The organism is Polaribacter sp. R2A056_3_33, from assembly GCF_019278485.1.
Classification (GTDB): domain Bacteria; phylum Bacteroidota; class Bacteroidia; order Flavobacteriales; family Flavobacteriaceae; genus Polaribacter.
Map to the genome: position 1 here is coordinate 695,866 of NZ_CP058984.1, position 22,328 is coordinate 718,193.

General features: G+C 31.3%; 15 protein-coding genes. 7 read left to right on the forward strand and 8 right to left on the reverse strand.

Annotated features, from left to right (window positions below; translation table 11 throughout):
• Positions 1-25: 25 nt before the first annotated feature.
• Genes H0I29_RS02985 through H0I29_RS02995 form a run of 3 tightly spaced genes read right to left on the reverse strand, consistent with a single transcriptional unit; the run spans position 26 to position 4,709 of the window.
• A complete protein-coding gene (locus H0I29_RS02985; protein WP_218754377.1) occupies positions 26-1,945 on the reverse strand; it encodes a sulfatase in 1,920 nt (639 codons plus the stop codon).
• A gap of 40 nt (positions 1,946-1,985) precedes the next feature.
• Positions 1,986-3,179, reverse strand: a complete 1,194-nt coding sequence (locus H0I29_RS02990) for a putative glycoside hydrolase (protein ID WP_218754378.1) — start codon at positions 3,177-3,179, stop codon at positions 1,986-1,988.
• A gap of 12 nt (positions 3,180-3,191) precedes the next feature.
• A complete protein-coding gene (locus H0I29_RS02995) occupies positions 3,192-4,709 on the reverse strand; it encodes an alpha-L-fucosidase (protein ID WP_218731328.1) in 1,518 nt (505 codons plus the stop codon).
• A gap of 304 nt (positions 4,710-5,013) precedes the next feature.
• Here H0I29_RS02995 and H0I29_RS03000 point away from each other — a divergent pair, with 304 nt between their 5' ends.
• Genes H0I29_RS03000 through H0I29_RS03025 form a run of 6 tightly spaced genes read left to right on the forward strand, consistent with a single transcriptional unit; the run spans position 5,014 to position 15,984 of the window.
• Positions 5,014-8,133: a TonB-dependent receptor gene (locus H0I29_RS03000; RefSeq protein WP_218731329.1), complete on the forward strand. Its 3,120-nt coding sequence runs from the start codon at positions 5,014-5,016 to the stop codon at positions 8,131-8,133.
• 47 nt (positions 8,134-8,180) lie between these two features.
• On the forward strand, positions 8,181-9,986 hold the full coding sequence (locus H0I29_RS03005; RefSeq protein WP_218754379.1) for an alpha-L-fucosidase: 1,806 nt from the start codon (positions 8,181-8,183) through the stop codon (positions 9,984-9,986).
• 11 nt (positions 9,987-9,997) lie between these two features.
• Positions 9,998-11,146 carry a putative glycoside hydrolase gene (locus H0I29_RS03010; RefSeq protein ID WP_218754380.1) on the forward strand — a complete coding sequence of 383 codons (1,149 nt, stop codon included), beginning with the start codon at positions 9,998-10,000 and terminating at the stop codon, positions 11,144-11,146.
• 4 nt (positions 11,147-11,150) lie between these two features.
• The gene (locus tag H0I29_RS03015; protein WP_218754381.1) at positions 11,151-12,692 is read left to right on the forward strand and encodes an arylsulfatase; all 1,542 of its coding nucleotides are present in this window, start codon (positions 11,151-11,153) and stop codon (positions 12,690-12,692) included.
• A gap of 7 nt (positions 12,693-12,699) precedes the next feature.
• Positions 12,700-14,088 (forward strand): sulfatase, encoded by a 1,389-nt coding sequence (locus H0I29_RS03020; RefSeq protein WP_218754382.1) that lies wholly within the window; start codon positions 12,700-12,702, stop codon positions 14,086-14,088.
• 57 nt (positions 14,089-14,145) lie between these two features.
• The gene (locus H0I29_RS03025; protein ID WP_218754383.1) at positions 14,146-15,984 is read left to right on the forward strand and encodes an arylsulfatase; all 1,839 of its coding nucleotides are present in this window, start codon (positions 14,146-14,148) and stop codon (positions 15,982-15,984) included.
• A gap of 192 nt (positions 15,985-16,176) precedes the next feature.
• Here the strand turns inward: H0I29_RS03025 and H0I29_RS03030 are convergent, their stop codons facing one another.
• From H0I29_RS03030 to H0I29_RS03045, 4 genes are all read right to left on the reverse strand, one after another.
• Positions 16,177-16,653 carry a DUF4625 domain-containing protein gene (locus H0I29_RS03030; RefSeq protein ID WP_218731335.1) on the reverse strand — a complete coding sequence of 159 codons (477 nt, stop codon included), beginning with the start codon at positions 16,651-16,653 and terminating at the stop codon, positions 16,177-16,179.
• A gap of 59 nt (positions 16,654-16,712) precedes the next feature.
• Entirely contained in the window at positions 16,713-17,483 is a 771-nt protein-coding gene (locus H0I29_RS03035) for a DUF4625 domain-containing protein (RefSeq protein ID WP_218754384.1), read from the reverse strand.
• Between the two features lie 49 nt (positions 17,484-17,532).
• A complete protein-coding gene (locus H0I29_RS03040) occupies positions 17,533-19,890 on the reverse strand; it encodes a TonB-dependent receptor (protein ID WP_218754385.1) in 2,358 nt (785 codons plus the stop codon).
• Positions 19,891-20,134: 244 nt separating this feature from the next.
• A complete protein-coding gene (locus H0I29_RS03045) occupies positions 20,135-20,377 on the reverse strand; it encodes a hypothetical protein (RefSeq protein ID WP_218754386.1) in 243 nt (80 codons plus the stop codon).
• Between the two features lie 363 nt (positions 20,378-20,740).
• On the opposite strand from H0I29_RS03045, the gene H0I29_RS03050 reads away from it, so the two are divergent.
• Positions 20,741-21,625, forward strand: a complete 885-nt coding sequence (locus tag H0I29_RS03050; protein ID WP_218754387.1) for a ChaN family lipoprotein — start codon at positions 20,741-20,743, stop codon at positions 21,623-21,625.
• A gap of 425 nt (positions 21,626-22,050) precedes the next feature.
• Here H0I29_RS03050 and H0I29_RS03055 read toward each other — a convergent pair whose 3' ends face one another.
• Positions 22,051-22,323 (reverse strand): hypothetical protein, encoded by a 273-nt coding sequence (locus H0I29_RS03055; protein WP_218731341.1) that lies wholly within the window; start codon positions 22,321-22,323, stop codon positions 22,051-22,053.
• Between the last annotated feature and the right edge of the window lie 5 nt (positions 22,324-22,328).

The window sequence follows — 22,328 nt, forward strand, 5'->3', positions numbered from 1 at the left end:
GTAAGTATTTTAAATTTTATTTGTTTTAATTATTTCTGTTTTTCTTATTTTTTTTAGATTTTTTTGGTGATTTTAAAGCATGAAATTTACTTTTAACCATAAATCTGTTTTTATCTATAAAAATGATACCCGCTTCTGTTACTCCAACTGGAAGCGTTAAGGTATATTCTGATGTCTTTTTATTAAATTCTCCTTCTAATTTTGTAAAAGGTTCGTGCACTTTTCTTTGTTTTCCATTTTTTGAAACGGCATGTAAATCTTTGTAAGATATCAATCCATAAAACTCAATAACTTTAGAGTTCCCATTTTCTAATGTAACCGTAATTTTACGTGATACAGGATCAAAAGAATCTGATTTAATTTTTGGAATAGCAGCTACATTTTCTGGTTCTCCTTTTATTTTTGAAGGATTTTTATAAGGGAATTTAGCATCGTACTCTTTTAAATACTTTTCTAATCTTGTAGATAAATCTTTAACTATCTCTGGAGACTGTTCTGCAATATCAAATTTCTCTTCTAAATCTGCTCTTTCACCATTTTTGTACAAACGGTATAATTCATAATTACCTTTTACATGGTTTTTATACAATTTATAATCTCCCGCTCTTATTGCAGATTGCATTTGAAATTCACGATTGTGAGGAAAATGCCACCATAAATCTTTTCTTGGTTCTCCATTATTATTCTTGATAACAGTTTCATTATTTAACAAAACTCCAGAAATATCTAATCCATCTAAATCGGAACTGTACTTAGTAGGTATTTTACTATTTGTAAGGTCTAAAATTGTTGGGTAAAAATCTAATTGATTTACCAACCCATCATATACTTTTCCTTTTGGTATACTTGGTCCAGAAATTAGCATTGGTACTCTAATACCTCCTTCTTGAGCATATTTTTTTCCTTCATCTAATGGAAAATTATCTGTAACTATTTCTTTACCTACGTGTTCAACAGCCCCATTATCCGAAGAGAAAAAGATGTATGTAGTTTCGTATAATTTTTTACCAGGATTTCTAGGGTCGTCTGTTTTCTTTAGTAAGTCTACCACACGTCCTAAACTCCAGTCTAAAGTTGTTACCATAGATCCAAAATAAGGATTTGTTTGACCTTCTGTTGTTACAGGGACATCTTTTGTTGGAAAATCAATTCCTAACTTATCACAGTAATATTGTAATAACTCACGGTTTTTAGTGTGAATTGGAGAATGAACCATCCAATGTGCTAAATATAAAAAGAAAGGTTCGTCTTTACTTTCACCAATAAATTTAAGAGCATTTTCAGTAATTTCATCATATGGGTATGAAATTCCTTCCGGAGAATCTTTGGTAAAAGGAGGATATTTTTCATCACTTAAACGGTAAGGATCATTCTTTGCTTTTGTTGCAAATGTATTCAAACGATTGTCTGGTTTTTTAGGTCCTTGATGTGCTCCTCTAGATTCATGAACAAAATCAAAACCTTGGTTTTTTGATTTTTGAGAATCATCATGTCCTGCATGCCATTTTCCAATATGTCCTGTTGTATATCCATTCATTTTTAAAGCTTCCGCAATTGTAAAATGTTTTGGAAACAATCCTCCTTCAAAAAAAGGTGATATATAGTTTGGACTTTGCTCTGCGTTAGGCATTTGCCCCCCAGCAACGTGTGTTACTCCTGTTTTGGTAGGATGTAACCCACTTAAAACAGCACATCTAGATGGCGCACAAGTAGGTGCAGGAGAATATCCGTTTGTAAAATTTACAGCATCTTCAGCTAATTTTGAAATATTAGGCGTTTCCCATGGGCTTGGTTCGTCTAAATTATTTATTTCTGTATCCTGCCAACCTAAATCATCAGCATAAAAAATAATAACATTGGGTTTTATTAAATCCTTTTTTTCTTGACTAATAACATGATTAGAAAAGAACAATAAAATTGCTAGTGATGTTAAAATTGATTTCATTTTTTTTTAATTTGTTATATTAATTCTAGGACGTAAAGTTTTATTTATAGTTTAATTTTGATGTTTTATTTTTGATATCTAACCAGACATCTACATGTTCAAATTTTCTGGTATAGATGTAGCCTTCGCGTTTTGCAAAACCCAAAGGTTTTCCTAAAGGCTTTTCATATTGTGGAAATGTTTTTAACCAAACAGCAGATTTTTCAGTTCCATAGCCATCATGCGGATAAACATAACTGTATTTTTCTGCACAAACTAAAAAAATAGCTAATAGATACTCTAAGCGCTTTGAAAAATCTTCATGTTTACTTACTTTTTTTCTAACATCATCAATACCTGCTTCGGCATTTTTTAATCCTTTGCCAATACCAAGAGACATGGCTATTACTTTTCCTTCTCTTGCAGATTTTTGTACAGCTTCTATTCCCTGTGCTAGATAATCTTCATAAGCCATGCCAAAACTTTCATGCTCAAAACCTTCTATATAAGAGCCGTCAAAGAATTTTAAGTATGCTCTACCCGAATCTTCAAATTCTGGTCGAACACGAAGAATATTTGCTATGAGTAAATTATCATCTCCTAATTGTGATTCTAAATCTGCCATCATTGATAAGTAACCAGATTTAATAGCTTCTTGCTTTTCTTCTCCAACACGACTATTAAAAAAACCAGGAACTAATACTTTTATATTAGCATCTAAAAAAACACCATCAATAAATGGATTTTCAGTAACCTTTTTTACATGATGTAACCAATACTTACGCACATAGTCTTCTGATATGTCAAAGAATCCTGTTTTGCCATTTGGCATTACCGATTTTTGTCCTTTAGCATTGATTAATAAAGCTTCTGGATGTTCGTATAAAAAATTTTCATCTTCAGAATAACCACCCCAATTGATAACTACATTTTTATAATATAATATTTTAGCATTCGGATTGATTTTTTTTACAGCTTTTGCCGCTTTAATAGTTCCTTTTTCTGTAGACCCAAAAGTTTTGCTTCCTGTTGTTTTTTCAAAAGTGATTAATGGAAATTTTGATAAATATTGAACCTCTTTATTAGAAAAAGAAGTAGATTTGCGTAAATGCATATACAATGGCATTTTATCCCAAGAAAATTCTGGTAACTTATTTTTTACCAAATTTATAGTAGAAGTATCTACATTTTGTGTTTTACACGAACCTAAAGTAAGTGTTAAAACAATTAATAAAAATGAAAATTTAGAATCCATTTTTGATATAAATTAGTTTAAAAATATTTTAAAACAAATAGCTGGCTGATTCGGTAATTTCTTAAAGTTATTTTTAATAATTAACCCCTCTTTTTCTTGCTGCCAAGTAACTTTTTCATCACTTCCTAATAATTTAATTTCTTTTATTTTCTTTTGTAAAACACCTCCTTTATGTAGTGTTTTAATTAAAACATCTTCTGTTGGTGCTGCTAAAACAAAAGCAAAAAGATTTCCATCTTTTGTCGTAATACGAATGTCTTTTTCAGAGAATTTTTTTAGATTCTCACCGGCTCTTTTAGTAACTATTTTTAAAGGACCTTCACCATAAATTTTCCAAGGTCTGGTGTTGTAAATTCCATCTTGATTAATTTTTACAAATGCACCAAAATCAGACAACATTTTTATTTGATTATCAGGAATCGTTCCATCGCCTTTTAAAGCAATGTTAATCATAACCACACCATTTTTACTTATGGCATCAATAGCATTACCTATTAATACATCTAAAGACATTTTGGTAAAAGAATTCTTTCTATAAAACCAACTTCCAGATAAATCGGTTGCCCAAATCCATGGATATTTTTGTTGTTCACCAAACATACCTCTTTCTAAGTTGTAAGTAAATGCCGCTTTATTCTTTTTTATATCTTTAAAAGATAAAACGGTTGTTTGTTTTCCGTTATTCTCTTTTAAATCTCTATTTAAGTAATCAGAAAATAATTTAACACCCAATCCTTTTCCGGTTTTTATTGTTGGATAAGGAGAATCGTTATTAAACATATCTGGATCATATTTCTCTATCAAATCCCAAGAACGTTTGTACCAATGTTGGTTCCAACTATCTTGGCTAGCAAATTCGAAAGAATCATAATCCATGTTAAAGAATTCCCATTCAGGAGTACCTTCTTTCTGAAATTTTCTTGCAGTTCTAAAAAAACGAGGAGACCAATATAAATGAGTTGAAACTCCGAATTTTAAATCATATTTTGTTGCAGCATTTTTCCATTCTCTAAGAATGTCCTTTTTGGGGCCCATTTTAACAGAGTTCCAAGGAAAAAAAGAATCATACATATCAAAATTATCATGATGCGTTGCCACTGGCATAATAAAACGAGCGCCACATTCTTTCACAAACTTTACAATTTCATTGGCATTAAAGTTTTCTGCTTTAAAGTCTTTTATAAATTTTTCATAACCAAATTCAGATGGTTTCCCATATCTTTCTGTATGCCATTTGGTTAATTTTACAGTTCTCATTCTGTCTGGTTCGTTTCTGGCATCGTAATCTGTATCACCATACATTCTTCTTCCATAATGCGATCCATCTTCTATTCTATTTTCATCAATAGAAGAAGGAATTCCCCAATGCATCCAAACGCCAATTTTACCATCTTGAAACCATTCTGGTACCTGATAGTTTTTTGCCATGGATTCCCAATTAGGAGCAATTGTTTTTTGAAACTGATTATTCTGACAGAAAACAAAAGTTGCACTTAATGTTAAAAAAAAGATTGTTGTAAATTTCTTCATTACTTAATTCATTTATCAGGTAAACAAAGTAACTATTTACCTATTAACAAACGATTCTCTATTCCATCATTTTTTTGCTGTAAAAAATAAAGATCAATAACAATAAAGAGAAAAAGGTTTTATAGAAAACAAAAAAAAGAGGCACTATTAAAAGCTATATTTTCTTTAAACACCTTATATATAGCACGAAAACCAAGGTATATTTCTAGTTGTTTTTTAAAATGAGCAAAGAAATGATTGAAATAAGAAGACCCTTTGTTTAAATAAGTTAGAAATTAGCATCAATAAACTAAACCAAATACACATGAAAAATATATTAACTATTATTATTGTTGTTTTGATGTCTTCTTTTACTTTTTCACAAGAAAATGTAATTAAAGGTAAAGTTACAGACGAGAGTAATACACCCTTACCTGGGGTAAGTATTATTGTTAACGGAACTACTAATGGTACAGTCTCTGATATGGAAGGGGAGTATATAATAGAGGTAAAGAAAGTTAATGCAGTAATGACATTCTCTTATTTAGGCTATAAGACTAAAGAAATTGCAATAGCAGATAAAAAACAAATTAATGTTCAAATGGAAGTTGATGCGCAATCTTTAACAGAGATTGTGATTACAGGAATTCGTGCTTCTAATATATCTGAAGTGAGAGCTAAAAGAGAAGCAGCTATAGTTATAGAAGCAATTACTCCAGAAGATATTGGAAATTTTTCTGACACCAACGCAGCAGATGCTTTGCAAAGAGTTGCAGGTGTACAAATAGAAAGAGATGTTGATGGAGTTTCTGGAGATAGAGTTTCTATTAGAGGTATAGGGCCGCAATTTGTTGGTGTAACAATGAATGGACGTACACCAATCTCTGCAGGTAATGAAGGGAAATCAGATTTTAGAAAGTTTAACTTGAATGTGATTCCTACCGAAATTATTTCGGGAGCAAGAATTCATAAGACAACGCAGGCTAAAGAAGTTTCAACAAACCTTGGTGGTACTGTAGATTTTCAAACGATAAGACCGCTAGAAGCAAAATATAGAAAGAAGAATTATTTTGCCAGTGTAAATGTAAGAGGTGCGTCTAATTCAACAATTGAAGATCTTGATTTTGGTCAGAGATTTTCAGGAGTTTATGGAACGAAAATAAATGAGAAACTAGGTGTTGCACTTTCAATTATTTATGCTGATGAAGACAATATAAAAGATGAAGCTTCTTTAAGAGGAATTACACAGGGTATAAATCTTACGGATGAAAATGGGACAGAGTATTCTGATGTAATTGTTGGTAGAACCATTAATAATTCATTGTTAAGAAAAAATGAAGTGCGTTTTGCAACATCTGCAGCTATACAATGGAGACCAATAAAAGAAATAGATATGGTATTAGACTATACTCGAACAACTGTAGAAGCTAATTCGGATAGACAGCAATTTCAGATAGGTTTGGGAAGTACAGGAGGTACTCAATTATTAGGGGGAAGCCATATTTTTAATGAAGGAGATCTTGATTTTAATGGAAATATATTAACTTATATTAGTCCTTCTTCAGAAGACAATGTTAGGACTACCATTACAAATGCAAATCAATTTTATGACAATCACTCAACCAATAATATAGTTGGTTTAAATACAACATATAAACCAATAAATAAATTAAAAATCATTTCAGATGTATCGTATTCAGATTTAAATTATTTTCAAAATTTAACGCAAATAACTCACAGAGTTCAAGGACGTAACGGAGGATATGATCAAACAAGTTTGGATGTTGATTTGAGAGGGGATACTCCTGATTATGGATTACCCGTAGAGGCTTTTGATCCAGCTTCTTTCGACCTTAATAGAGTTTCACGTAGACTTATTAGAACTAAAGGGTATAATTATGCAGCAAAAGTTGATTTTGAATATGAGTTAAAGAAAAAATCAAAAATATCTTTTGGATCTAGATATTCGGTAACTGATTTTGAAGCTAGACAAACAACTTCTTCGCATACTGATAGTGATCAATTAAGTGGTTTATATGGAGGTATTGTGGCTGACCTAAATTCTAGTGGTGCTTATACTGATCTTTTAGGGGAGATTACGGGCGTAGGTTTTAATGAAGGTAATGTTGCTGGTTTAGAAAACGGATGGGTTAAAGTTCCAGGGCAAGCTGTACTAGATTTAATGCCAGGTTATTCTGATGTAGATGGAGGAAGTATTTTTGATTTTGATGTAGATTTAAAAGACGTAAAGGCAGAAGAAAATAATCTAGGTTTTGATGCTAGAAGATCCTACGGTGCAAATGAAGCGAGTACCGATTTTTATACACAAATGGATATAAAAACAGCGCTTCTTAAGCTTCCTGTAAGTTTAAATTTTGGAGTTAGAGCTGTAAGAACACAAAATAAATCAAGAGGATTTAGTGGGGTAGCATTTGAAGATGCAGATACTGGCGATGATTTGGATGAGTTTTCAATAGAGAATTTTTATTATGAAGTAGAAACTTCAAGATGGGATGTATTACCTAGCTTTAATGCCAATTTTACGTTACAAAAAAGAACAAAATTAAGATTTAGTGCTTATAGAGGAGTTTCAAGACCAAAGTTTGTAGATCTAATTCCAAACAATGAGATTACTTTTCTATCCAATATTGCCCCTGAAGATGCAGCAGACTTAGCTAATTCGGGACTAAGAGGAACCATTGTATCTGGGAACCCTGATTTAAAACCTTATACAGCATGGATGTATGATACTACTTTAGAATTTTATACTAACAACGGAGGTGCTTTTATTTTTAGTGCTTTTTATAAAGATCTCAAAAATTACATCGTAAAAGCAGTAACACCAGATCAAACATATCCTGGAGAAGAATTATTAGGGATAGCATTACCTGATGGAACAGGTGGTACTGATGATTTAACTGGTTTGCTATTTGATATAACCAAGCCAGTAAACATTACAGATGGACAAATTTATGGTTTTGAAGTAGGATTGAATCAACACCTTTCTTTTTTACCTGGTTTTGCAAAAGATTTTGGTGTAAAAGCTAATTATTCTTACGTTGAAAGTGAATTTGATGGAGATTTAGGGGAGCAAGCTGATGGTTTTCCTGGTACAGCTAAGCATAATGCTAATGGAACTTTGTATTATGAGCGATCTGGTTTTTCTGTAAGGTTTACAGCAGCTTATAGAGGTGATTACCTGAGTAATTTAGGAGCTATCGGAGGAAATACACGTGCAGATGAACCACACTACACTGAAGGAAATACTACTCTTGGAATTACCGTTAGAAAGAATTTATTAAATAAAAAATTACAACTTAGTGCAGGAGTATCTAATCTTACAGGTGAGGATATTCGTAGGTTTCAAGGAGGTGATACTCGAAATTTTTCAGCTTACTATGCTAGAAACCCTATTTGGAAATTAACGATGAGATATAAATTTTAATAGAAAAAATAGTTGATTCAAAATAAATTTAATTAGAATATACACATATGTTTAAAAAAGGATATTTAATTTTTTCCGTTTTAGTACTCTTTATCGGTGTCTTAGATATAAATTCTCAAGAACCTAAAGAAAAAGGAATGGAAGAAATGTGGGGAGAAACGAAAGTTTCTGGAGATGCTTTAAAAAGTGGAAAAGCAAAATTGTTTGATGAAGGTAATTACGGAATGTTTATTCATTGGGGATTGTTTTCAAACCTAGCAGGTGTTTGGGAAGATAAGACCTATTATGGTATTGGAGAATGGATTATGAATCCTAGAATGGCAGGTATTCCTGTGGAGGATTATAAGAAAGTTGCTAATAATTTTAATCCAACAGGATTTGATGCTAAAGCAATTGCTCAACTAGCAAAAGATGCTGGTATGAAATACATTATTATTACAAGTAAACATCACGAAGGATTCGCAATGTTTGATAGTAAAGTAAGTGATTTTAATATTGTAGATGCTACTCCATTTGGCAGAGATCCTATGCATGAATTATCAGATGCTTGCCATGAATTAGGGTTAGGTTTTGGTTTCTATTATTCACATAATCAAGATTGGACTGCGCCAGGTGGAACAAGAGGCCCTAAAGTTGATGAAAATGGAAAAGAAGCTACATTTGAAGATTATTTCTACAATAAATGTAAGCCACAAGTAAAAGAAATATGCTCTAACTACGGACAAATTGATTTTGTTTGGTTTGATACTCCTGGAGATATGGAGGAAAAATATGTGGTAGAATTAGCAGATATGGTAAGAGAATTACAACCAAATGCAATGATGTGTAGTAGAGTTGGTTATGGCTTGGGAGACTACGCTAGTGTTGGAGACATGGAGGTGCCTACAAAAAAAATTAAAGGATTATGGGAAACTGCAGATACAAACAACGATTCATGGTCATATGCTTGGTATGATAACAACTTTAAGAGTCCTAAAGTAATTTTAGGAAGAGTTATAGAAACTGTTGCAAGAGGTGGTACTTATTTATTTAATGTAGGTCCAAATCAAATGGGGGTTATTCCAGAAATTGGCGCAAAATTCTTAAGAGAATCTGGAGATTGGTTAAAGAAATATTCTCAAGTTGTTTATAACGCTAATCCATCACCTTGGAGTTACAAATTACCTTGGGGAGATGTTACAACTAAAGACAACTCTATGTTTTTAGCGGTTTCGGAATGGCCTACAGATGGTAAATTATACTTACCAGGATTAAAAACCAAAATTAAATCAGCATATATTGTTAATCCTAAAGGGAAAAACAAAAAAGTGAAGTTTAATCAAAGTGATGATACTGATTGGGTTTCTTTTGATGTGCCTTATAAAGCACCAGATGATTTAATTTCTGTTATTGAAGTAAAGTTTAATGAAGATGATACAATTTTAGTAGAAGATAATTCTTTAGGTGTGTATCCAAATACCGATACTGTTTTAATTACAGAATTTGGAGAAGCTAAAAATGCAACTCAATCTAACAAACGTTGGATGGAAAAGTTTGGTGAATGGAAACATGCTGATCAAGTTAGTGATTGGAAAGAAAACGGAACAATAACATGGAATATTGATGTTAAAGAAGCAGGTTACTATTACTTAGATTTATCGTATGCAGGTAAGGAAAGGTTGGTATGGAAAACTGTTACAGATGAAGGTGTAACAGTACAAAACCAACAAGCAGCTACAGAAAAATATGTTTTTTATAGCATGGGTATCTTAGAATTTAAAACTCCAGGGTTACATACAATTACAACATCTTTAGTTGAAGGAGATAAAAAAACATCAAGTTTAAAATCTCTAAAATTAAGACCAATCAAATAAATATAAGAATAATGAAAACCCCTTTTTCACATACATCTTTGTTCCTAATTTGTTTATTTTTAGTGCAAACAGCATTTTCTCAAAACGACTCATATTATCCAGATTTTAGTTGGGATAAAGTTCCTGTAGCTTTTCACTTTGGAAAAAAAGGAGATCTTTTAACAAAAAAAGAGGCAAAATTTATTGCTAGCCATTCCAATTTTGTGGTATTAGAAAAAGCACATGGTTTTCCAAAATATAAATATTCTGAAGAATCAATTGCTGCAGATGCTAAAGTTTTAAAAAAGCTGAATAAAGATGTAAAAGTGGTTTTTTATTGGAATGCTTTTTTAGATTATTCTATGTATAAAGCACATGATGAATATCAAACAAAAAAAGATTTGTGGCTAAAAACAGCAACAGGCGAGTTCGATTTAAAAGACAATAAAATGAAACGCTATGATTTGTCTAATCCTGATTTTAGAAATTGGTGGTCTGATGTTGCTAAAGAAAATTTAGAGAATAAAAACATAGACGGAGTTTTCTTTGATGCACTAAATCAAGTAACCAGTCCAGGAAATAAAAGACTATGGGGCGTAGAAAAATACAATGCAATTCAGCAAGGTTTAAAAGATTTAATTAAAGAAACTAGATCTAAAATTGGTGATGATAAAATTATTGTTTACAACGGAATTCGTTCTACTCCACTAAGAAATGCAGGAAATGATTTTCCTGAAAACACAGATGCCATTATGATTGAGCATTTTGGATATTTTAATAGCAAAACAAAAGAAAGTATGCTAAAAGATATTCAAGAAATGGAAAAAGCGGGAAAAAGTGGGAAAATTGTAGTTTTTAAATCTTGGCCAGAAAATGCTTGGTTAAACAAGAGTTTTATGGCAAAATCAGAAAAAGAAAAAGAGAAAATTTCTAAAGAACACTTAAATTTTGCTTTAGCTTCTTTTTTGGCTGGCGCTCAAAAACATTCTTATATTATTTACAATTGGGGCTATCGATTAAGTATGGGATCGCTTTTATGGTATCCAGAATTTGATAAACCTTTAGGAAAACCTTTAGATGACATGCAAACAAACGGTTGGGTTTTAACCAGAAATTACGAACATGCAAGCGTTTGGGTAGATTTAGAAAAGAAAAAATCAAGAATCGACTGGAAAAAATAGAGTTATGAAATTAAGTAGCTATTTTTATTTATTCATATTGATAGTTTTATCATCTTGTCAAAAGAAAACAAAATTACCAAACGAAATAAGTAAACCTAATATTATCATTTTTTATGCTGATGATATGGGATATGGAGATTTAGCAATTCAAAACCCAGAATCTAAAATACCTACGCCAAATTTAGATCAATTGGCAAAAGAAGGCATGCTAATGTCAGATGCACATAGTTCTTCTGGTATTTGTACACCTAGTAGATATGCACTTTTAACGGGTAGATATCATTGGCGAGATTTTAATGACATTGTACATTCCATGGGCCCCACTGTTTTTAAAGAAAATCAGGTTACTTTGCCTAAAATTCTTAAAGAAAATGGTTATCATACAGCAGCTATTGGCAAGTGGCATTTAGGTTGGGATTGGGAAGCAATCAGAAAAAAAGACTTCATTCAAAAAGAAAAAACACAATTAAGAAATAAGCAAGTAGAAATTTGGCCAGCACAAGCCTATGATTGGAGCAAGAAAATTCCTGGTGGACCTTTATCTATAGGGTTTGATTCTTATTTTGGTGATGGAACTATTAACTTTCCTCCTTATACTTGGATACAAAATGACAAGGTTACAGAAGTACCAACATTAACACTACAACATCCAAAAGAAGAATTTGCTTTAGAAGGTAATTGGGAATTAAGACCAGGACCAGCAGTTAAAGATTGGGATTTTTACAAAGTTTTACCTACTGTTACAAGTTCTGCAGTATCGTTTATAAAAAATCAAGAAAAAGCACAAAAACCGTTCTTTTTGTACATGGCATTTCCTTCTCCACATGCACCAATAATTCCTAATGAAGAATTTAGAGGAAAAAGTAAAGCAGGACCTTATGGTGATTGGGTGTATCAAACAGATAATGCAGTTGGACAAATTTTAGAGGCTTTAAAATTGATAAAAGCAGATGAAAATACCATTGTTATTTTCACTTCAGATAATGGCTCAGAAATATATGCTTATAATCGTATTAAAAACTACAATCACGATAGTTCACATCCCTTTAGAGGTGTAAAAAGAGATGTTTACGAAGGAGGACATCATGTACCTTTTATCGTAAAATGGCCAAAAAAAATAAAACCAGGTACTACAAGTAAGCAGTTATTTAGTCAAGTAGATATTTTAAATACATTAGCAACTATTACAAATAGTAAAGTACCAAAAGGGTTTGCACATGATAGTTATAATTTTTCGGATGTTTGGTTAACAGAAAATAATAAGGTTGTCAGAGAAAATATTATTCATAATACATTTACATCCAAATATGCCGTTAGAAAAGGAGATTGGCTGTATATCAATAATAAAGATGGTTATCATGCTAGAATACCTAAATGGTTTAAAGAAGGACAACGTTTTAAGGCAGATAAAGATACCGTGCAACTTTTCAATCTTAAAGACGATATCGGACAATCTACTAATTTAGCAAGTCAATTTCCAGAAAAAGTAAAGGAATTAGCAGCAGATTTAATCAATCAACAGAAAACAGAAACATTTCAAAATTAAAACTATTATGAAAATTTCTTCATTAAGATATATCACATTATTACTAGTTATATTTTCAAGTGTTTCTTGTAATAACAGTAAAAAAGAAGTTGAAAAAGCAAGTGAAATTACAAGGCCTAATATCATTTTTATTTTTGCAGATGATTGGGGTTATGGAGATTTAGGCGTATATGGCAATAAAGAAGTGGTTACGCCAAATTTAGATAAAATGGCTGCAGAAGGAACAAGGTATACGCAGTTTCATGTTACTAGTGGTGTTTGTTCTCCGAGTAGATCATCCGTTTTAACAGGACATTTTCCTGCAAGACATGGTATTCATGGTCACTTAGCAGCACATGATTTTAATGTAAAAAGAAATATGCCAGATTATTTAGACGATTCTTTACCAGTTTATTTACCAAAAACAATGCAAGAAGCAGGGTATAAAACAGCTCATTTTGGTAAATGGCACTTAGGTGGTGGTGGTTTGCCTAACGGCGATCCTAATGCACCTGAACCAAAAGTGTATGGTTATGATGAAACCAGAGTTTGGAACGGAAATGGACCAACTTGGAAAGGTGATAAAAAATGGCCAACAACTAGATATATGGATAATGATACACTTTGGGTACAAAGTTCTAGTAGAATTGTTGTTGATGAAACCATTGATTTTATCAAAAGAAATAAAGGAAAACAACCAATGTTTATAAATCTTTGGTTGAAAGATCCACACACACCTCTTTGGCCATCAGAAGAACAACGTAAACCTTTCAAAGATTTATCTCCAAGCAAAGAAACGTATTATGCTGTTTTAAAAGATGCCGATTTTCATGTTGGAAGATTATTGAATTCTTTATCAGAAATGGGATTGGATGAAAATACATTAGTAATTTTTTCTAGTGATAATGGTCCAGCAGGATGGGGGCCTTCTAAAGAAGCAGGTTCTACCGCAGGTTTAAAAGGTAGAAAAGTAGACATTTATGATGGCGGAGTTAAAGTGCCTTTTATTGTAAAATGGAAAAATCATGTTCAGGCAAATAAAGTAGATTCTACAAGTGTACTTTCTACAGTAGATTTATTGCCAACATTTGCCAGTTTAGCACAAATAGAATTGCCAAAAGACTATGCTATTGATGGAGAGAATATAACATCTATTCTAGAAAATGAAAATTTTGAAAGAACAAAACCATTGTTTTGGGAATGGCGTTTTACAAATTTGAATACAGATCATTGGGCTGAAGGAGCCGTAAGAAAAGACGAATGGAAAATGTTATTTAATGATAAAATCAATAAAACGGAATTATATAATATCACAAAAGATCCGTTTGAAAAAAATGATTTAGCAGAAAATAATGAAGAAATTGTAAACGAGCTTAAAAGCTTGTGGCAAGATTGGAAAGAAGGTTTGCCTAATTAGGTTTAAAACTGTTAAATAAAACAAAAGCTTATTATCTACTTTTTAAAATAAATTAAAATGAATAAAAAATTAGTATTGCTAATTACTCTTGTAGGAATTGCATTTTCGTGTACATCTCAGTCTAAAAAAATTACAGATTCTAAAGTAACCAAAAAACCGAATGTAATTATTGTTATTACAGATGATCAAGGTTATGGAGATATTGGGGCTCATGGTAATACATTGGTAAAAACGCCTGCTTTAAATAAATTTCATGATGAATCTGTTAGATTAACAGATTTTCATGTTGGGCCAACTTGTGCACCTTCTAGATCTGGTTTAATGACCGGTAGATATGCTGATAGAGTTGGTGTTTGGCATACAATAGGTGGCGTTTCTATTTTAAGAAAAGACGAAGTAACTATGGCGGATGTTTTTAATGAAAATGGTTACGAAACTGCCATGTTTGGTAAATGGCATTTGGGTGACACCTACCCTTCTAGACCACAAGATAAAGGTTTTAAATACACTATTTCTCATGGAGGTGGAGGTGTTGGCCAGACTCCTGATTATTGGGATAATGATTATTTTGATGATACGTATTTTAAAAATGGAGTACCAACCAAATATGAAGGGTATTGTACAGATGTTTGGTTTGATGAAGCTATAAAATATATTGAAGAAAAGAAAGACCAACCGTTTTTCGCTTATATTTCTACAAACGCACCTCACCTACCCTATAATGTTCCAGAAGAATATTATAACAAATACAAAGATTTAGACATTCCGGAGTTTCAAAAAGTATTTTACGGAATGATTACCAATGTAGATGACAATTTTGCGAAACTTCAAAAGAAACTTGAAGATTTAAATATTGCAGATAATACAATTGTTATTTTTATGACTGATAACGGAACTGCTTCTGGTTATAAAACTGTAGGAGGTAAATTATACGGTTTCAACGGTGGAATGAAAGGAACTAAAAATAGCGAATATGAAGGTGGACATAGAGTACCGTTTTTTATATCATATCCAGGTAAAAATATTAACGGAGGAAAAGATGTTACCGATTTAACCGCTCATTTAGATATTTTACCAACATTGGCAACTTTGTGTGATTTGGATTTTCCAGAAAGACAAAAGAAAATTGATGGTTCAGATATTTCTTCTTTGCTTTTAGGAACTGAAAAAACCATTGGAAGAGAATACTTAATTACAGATTCTCAACGTGTACAAAGTCCTATAAAATGGAGAAAAAGTGCTGTAATGTCTAACAAAATGAGATTGGTGAATGGTACAGAATTGTATGATATTGCTAAAGATCCAGGTCAAGAAAATGATATTGCAAAGCAATTTCCAGAAAAGGTAGAGAAAATGCGAGGTTTTTATAATGAATGGTGGAGTTCAGTTTCTACAGAATTTAATCAATTTCCTGAAATTATTCTAGGTTCTGATAATCAAAATCCAATAGAGTTAACATGCCATGATACACATATTCATGAATCTCATCTTCCTTGGAATCAAAATTATATAAGAGATGGAAAAAAGAATCCGAAAGGCGGCTTTTTTACTGTAAATTTTGAACACTCGGGTTCTTATAAAATAGAAATTAGTAGATGGCCATTTGAAGCTGGTTTAGCTATTAATGATGCTGTTGCTGGTAGAGAAGGAACATTATCTACAGAAGCCATTAATGAAGGAAATGCGATGACTTTTAAATCAGGAGTAGTTAAAATTGGAGCTTGGGAACAAAAATCACCAATAGCAAAAGGAGCAAAATCTTTAGCTTTTACTGGTAATTTTACAAAAGGAAAAACAGATATGAGTGCTTGGTTTGTAACTGATAAAAATGTAGACTGGGGAGCATACTATATTAAAGTAACAAGAATCTCTAAAAAGTTTACTTTGTTAGAATAATTATGTAAAGAGATACTGCCGAGTGTTAAAAAATTAGGCAAGCTGTGTTTTTTAACCTTGTATACAGCTCAAGAGGTTGCAGGTTTGAATCCTGCCATGGTCACCAATAAAACCAGTACTTTCCAACGACTTGGAAATTACTGGTTTTTTCATTTGTAGAAAATTTGACTACTTTTCTATAATTAAGATTCTTTAAATAATTTTTATATCTACAGAAGTTCTACTTTGCCAACCAGTTACATCTGTTACAGAATACGCACAGTGATAATCTCCGGGGTCTATATCATTGGGGATTGTAATTGAAATATTAATTTCATAACTAGTTACTCCATCTACTATCGAATAGTTTTCCATAAATATTAATGGATTTACAGCTGTTTTTATAGCTTCTAAATCACATTGCACCCCTTGATCGTCATGTGTATGGTGATCAAAATTATGATGAATATCAATACTGTAAGAAGCTAATTCTTTATTATCTGTAACCTGAGCTCTAAAATTATAAGTTTCTCCTCTTGAAAGTTGAGTACAACCTTGAGGAAATCCTTCATTATAATTAATAGTAATTGTTGGTTTATCTAAATCTTTATCAATGCTGTTATCATCTGAACAAGCAGCAATGCATATTATAAATGATAAAAAACAAATATATTTTAGTGTAAATTTCATTTTTATAGAATTAAAACCGCATAACAACATTTAATGCTATGCGGTAATTTTATTTTTAATTAAGCCGTAACATCAATATGTGCTTCATATTCTTTGGTATTACCATCTTCATCTTCTACTGTAAAAATGATATGATACTCACCAACTGGAGCAGTTGCAGGAACATCTATATGCTCGTGAAACTCAATAGAAGTTTGCTCATGATACTTTTCTAAAAACTCTTGTTCAAAATCCCACTCTACCTCTCCATCAGCAACAGTAATTCCATGTGCATGTGCATCAACAGAAACACTGTGAATACCATTTATAGCATCAATCATAAATTCTGCATGAAAATCACTTCCTCTAGCTACTGTGCTGTCAATAGAAATATCGCTTAAAGTAATAGGGTCTAAAATTTGTATATGCCCGTCTACTTCTGTACTATTACCTAACTCATCTGTAACCGTTAACTCAACATGATATTCTCCTGCAGGAATATTTGAAGGAACATCTATATGTTCATGAAAAGTAGGATTAATTACCAAGTACTCTGTATCTGTAAATACTTGTTCAAAATCCCATTGAACCTCATCTTCTCCTAAAGCCAAATCATGACCATGTATAGAAAGTGTAATACTACTTACAATAGCCTCTGCATTAATTTCTGCTTCTAAATGAATATCCGATCCTTTATAAGCTACTTGATCGGTAGTGTGTTCACTCCCTTTTCCGTACTCAAAACCTGAGATTATTGGAGCATTTAAGTCCAAGGTTTCATCACTACTACATGATTGTAAAGTAATTCCGACAAAAGCGATTACTGCTAAAAATTTAAAATTTGTTTTCATAATTTTGGTTTTCATTTGTTTTAATTTAATTACTGTTTATTGATTAATTTTAAAAAGGAACTGTTACAGATAAGGATAGATTTCTACCTGCTTCTGGCACATCTATCAATCTGTAAAAACTAGTGTGATTGTAATATTTTGTATCGAATACGTTATTCAACTTTACACGTAAATGCACAGGATCATCATTTTTAAATACATTTACCTCAGCTAAAAAAGACATATTTAACACCTGATAACCTGCCGTTTTTTCTTCCGGAGGTACAATTTCATATTGAGCAGCAGTAATTCTATAATCTGCCACTAATTGTGGTTTCTTAAAAAAGAGCATTTTTTTAAATTGATAATTGGCAGACAGCAAACCTGATAATGGTGGAGAAAAAGGTAGTGTAAACCCTTCTTTTGGTCCGCTAGTTTGTCTAGAATACACATACTCTACAGAAGCATCTAATTGCAAGTTTTTAGATATTGTGGTATTAGCTCTAAACTCTCCTCCTACTCTAAAAACCTTGGCTTGTGTGTATTCATAAATTTGCAAAGTTTCGTAATAATTAGAAGTCGGATTTAAATAAATATAGTTTTGAAATATATTTACAAACGGACTCACACCAACACTAAACGATTTTCTAGTATGATCGACATCAATATCTAATTGATATGATATTTCTGGATCTAAATCTAAATTTCCTCTTTCATAACGATACATGTGATAGTTCACTCCGTCTGATGCCAATTCATTAGCCAAAGGCATTCTAAAACTTCTACCCACATTTACTTTATACGTGGTATTGTTATTAATGTAACTTAAACCAAGAGAAGCACTTAAACTACCAAAATTCAACACTTTATCTTGTGCTCTCTGTAAATACTTATAAGAAATAGAACCGTCTTCATTATTAATTGTTGACGGAAACCAATCATTATACGATTTGGTATCTATCAACCCTAAATCATAACGAACTCCTGCTAAAATGTGTAAGTTAGGTTTGATTTGAAAATGATCATAACCAAAAACACCTGCTGTAAAACGGTTATACTCCGGAATTAAAAATCCCCAACCACCAATATTATTATCTTGATATTCCGCATTTACACCTAAAACCATATCGTGTTGCTCATTTGGCTTAAATGCATCTTTTATATTTAAAGAATAGGTGCTTTTATTAAATACCCGTTCTTTTGTGTCTGAAGGTTTTGGCATATAACCATGCGGAACCGGCTCTGAATGTTCTTCTCTTTGATTGTTTTGATAACCAAGATCAAAATGTATTTTATGGTTACTCGTATTTAAAGATGTATTATTAGTGATTTTAAAGTGATTTACTTTATGAAAAGGTAAATCGATATCTCTATTAGAACGATCATAATCGATACTAGAAGTTCTTACCTCTAAACCATGTGCATTTGCAAAAAATCCGTTTTTAGCATTTACATTACTAAATGTAGTTTCTGATGTAATTTTATCAGAAACATAACCAATACTTATACTTGCATCTGCCTCATTACCCGCAGTATTTCTTAAATTATTATCATGTAAATCAAAAATGTAATTTTCATAATTAATTTTATCCGTGGGCACCTTATAATCTCCGTAATCTCTATACGTTAACCTACTTCTGTAAAACCAATTCTCTTTTCTAGATTCAATCCCTGCAGAAATTCCTAATAAATCATTATTACTTTCTCCCAAAATATTTACTTCTCCACTAAAAAAGTTTGGTAACGGAATTTTATTAGGCTGAATATCTATAACACCAGCAATAGCATCTGATCCATACAACAAAGAAGCTGGTCCTTTTATAATTTGAATATTATCTATTCCCTGTTGGTCTATTTCTAAACCATGATCATTTCCCCATTGTTGCGCTTCATGCTTTATTCCGTTTTGTACTACTACAACTCTATTAAAACCTAAACCTCTAATAACGGGTTTAGACTGTCCGGAACCAATATTAACTGTACTAACTCCTGGTATTTTACTTAAAGTTTGCATCAAACTATTTTCTCTATTATTGTCTAAAAATTCTTTAGAAACAACATGAGAAACAATCGGATTCTCTTTTAGCACTCTTTTTTTTGATTTTCCAAAAATCTTAATTTCATCTAAAGCTGTAGATGATTCTTTTAAGAAAACCGGCATGGTAACTATTTTAGATTTTACAGTGACTGTAACGGTTTTAGCTTCGTAACCAACATGAGAAATTTTGAAAGTATAAATACCTTCTTTCTTAATATCTATTGTAAATTCCCCTGATTTAGATGAAATTGAAAATGAATGTTCTCCTACAACATTAACACCTTCTAAAGGCTGCAAGTTATTATCATTTAACACAGACCCTTTTATTTGATAAGAATCTTGCGCAAACGCACTAGAGCACAAGCTAAAATATAGCCATATACTCAACATATTTTTAAACATAATTGTATACTATAAGATTTGAACATTTGTTCTTAAAAAAGAACCACGACAAAATCTATACACACATAAAGACTAACCAATAGCTTGCTTTATTAAACTGACACAGAGTAACAACTAAGCTGTTTAAAACATCCATAAAAAAATGAATTAAATAAACCACTTAAAAGAAATCAATTGAATAAACACAGAACTAATTACTTATAGAAATTATAAATAATATGCATAGAAAAACTTACACTAAAAAAGGTGGAGGTCGAGAAAAGAGCTCTCTAGGAAAAGTATTCTTAGAAATAATACTTTTGTAGTTTGTTATTATTTCTTTCTGAATAAAAAATTCAATGTTTTTAAATTCGAGATCAGGTGCATCTGAAGTAATTATGGGAGTTAAATTGTTTACAATCGCATTATCACATACTGCACAATATAATGCATGCTCTTTATCATCTGTATGAGACAAAGCATGTAAGCCTGCCATTTTCATTGATAGAAAAAGAACAAGAAACAAATAAGTGATACTATTTTTTAAGCGACTGAACTTCATTAAGACATTAAATAATAATTTAATTATTTTATCAACAAATACTTTTTACTTTTAAATATAAATAATACTCTACTGCCATTAAAGCAATCAAGTTGCATTAACGCAATTGCAAACATATTCTATTTTTTATATTATTGCAACTAAATTGCATTAAAATAATAAAAAGAAAACTTCGGTACATAAACTACCTAAAATAGCGTGTTAAAACAATAATTAAAAAGCAAATTATATTTAACAATCCTTTAACTAGAACCTTTTATTTCATCCTCTAATTTCGCAAACCTAAACCAACAAAACATGAAATACTTAATACTTACAACTCTCTTATTTATATCTTTAATAAGCACTACCAAGGCACAAGATAAACCTGCTTATCAATTATTTAAAAATAATGGAAAGACTGCCAATTATAATAAAATGATTAAAGATCTTGCTGATAGTGATATGGTATTTTTTGGAGAGTATCATTACAACCCAATTTCACATTGGATGCAATTAGAAGTTAGTAAAAGCCTGTTTGAAATAAAAGGAGACTCATTATTCTTTGGAGCAGAAATGTTAGAAAGCGGAAATCAATTGGTTTTAAATGAATATTTATCTGGATTATATCCAGAAAGTAAAATGATTCCTGAAATGACACAAATGTGGAACAATTATGACACAGATTACAGACCTTTAGTTGAATTTGCAAAAGAAAATAAACTTCGTTTTATTGCAACAAACATCCCTAGAAGATATGCTTCTTTAATCAGTAAAAAAGGAATAAGCGCTTTAAAAGAATTAAGCCCTGAAGCACTTGCTTTAATTGGTCCGGATTTAGAAAAATATTTTGACCCAACTTTAAAAGCGTATGCAGAAATGGCAGATAACATGGGCGGACATGTTCCTCCAAATATGTTAAACATACAAACTGCTCAAGCAGCAAAAGATGCAACAATGGCGCATTTTTCTCTTAAAAACTTTAAAAAAGGAGATTTATTACTTCATATAGAAGGTTCTTACCACTCTAACTATGGACAAGGAATTATATGGTGGATTCATCAAATTAACCCAGGTTTAAACATTAAATCAATTACAACGGTAACAGCAACTGAATGGAGTAAATTAACATCAGAGGAAAAAGAAAGCATTGCTAATTATATAATTGTAGTTGCTGATAATATGACACAAACAGAAAACTAATTTTATTTTCTACATCAACCTAAAAAGATAATAAGAATTAATATTAAAGTTACCAAATTGAGTAAATAGAAAAGACCTTGAACAAATGTCCAAGGCCTTTTCGTCTAACCAAACTTAGTATAAAAACTAACTACTACTATCTTTAAGGATCTTTCTAGACCCGTATATTATTCCTAAACTTATTAAAAACAAAATACCTATTAAATTATCTATAGGCAATCCCGGAGGTGGTGGTGGACCTGCAGGCATAGGAACAGCTTGACTATATCCTAACGCAGGAAGCATAAAAATTATCACTAGTAAAAAAGTAATTTTTTTAACCATATATATTGTTTCTTATCTATAAGACTCATATTGTTTATAAAAGTCACTACAAATAAAAAATAAAATAGGTATTTCTAAAAAAATATTCGGTGAAAGGTACTTTAGTGAAGGTATTGCTTAATCATTATTCGGTGAGCAGGAATGCTCTTATCGTAGTTTTCTACTAATAATTCTAATATTTCTGGGGCATTTACTCCAATATCATTTTTTTGAAGATATCTAGATACATATAAATTATATGCATCTTTATTCTTTTCAAAAATTAAAAAATGAGTTTCATTTAATTCTGTGAAACTAATTTCATTACCAGAAAAACTATCTGATGTATCTAAAAAAAAGGGTGAAAACTCGTAATATTTAAAAACATTTTCCATAAACT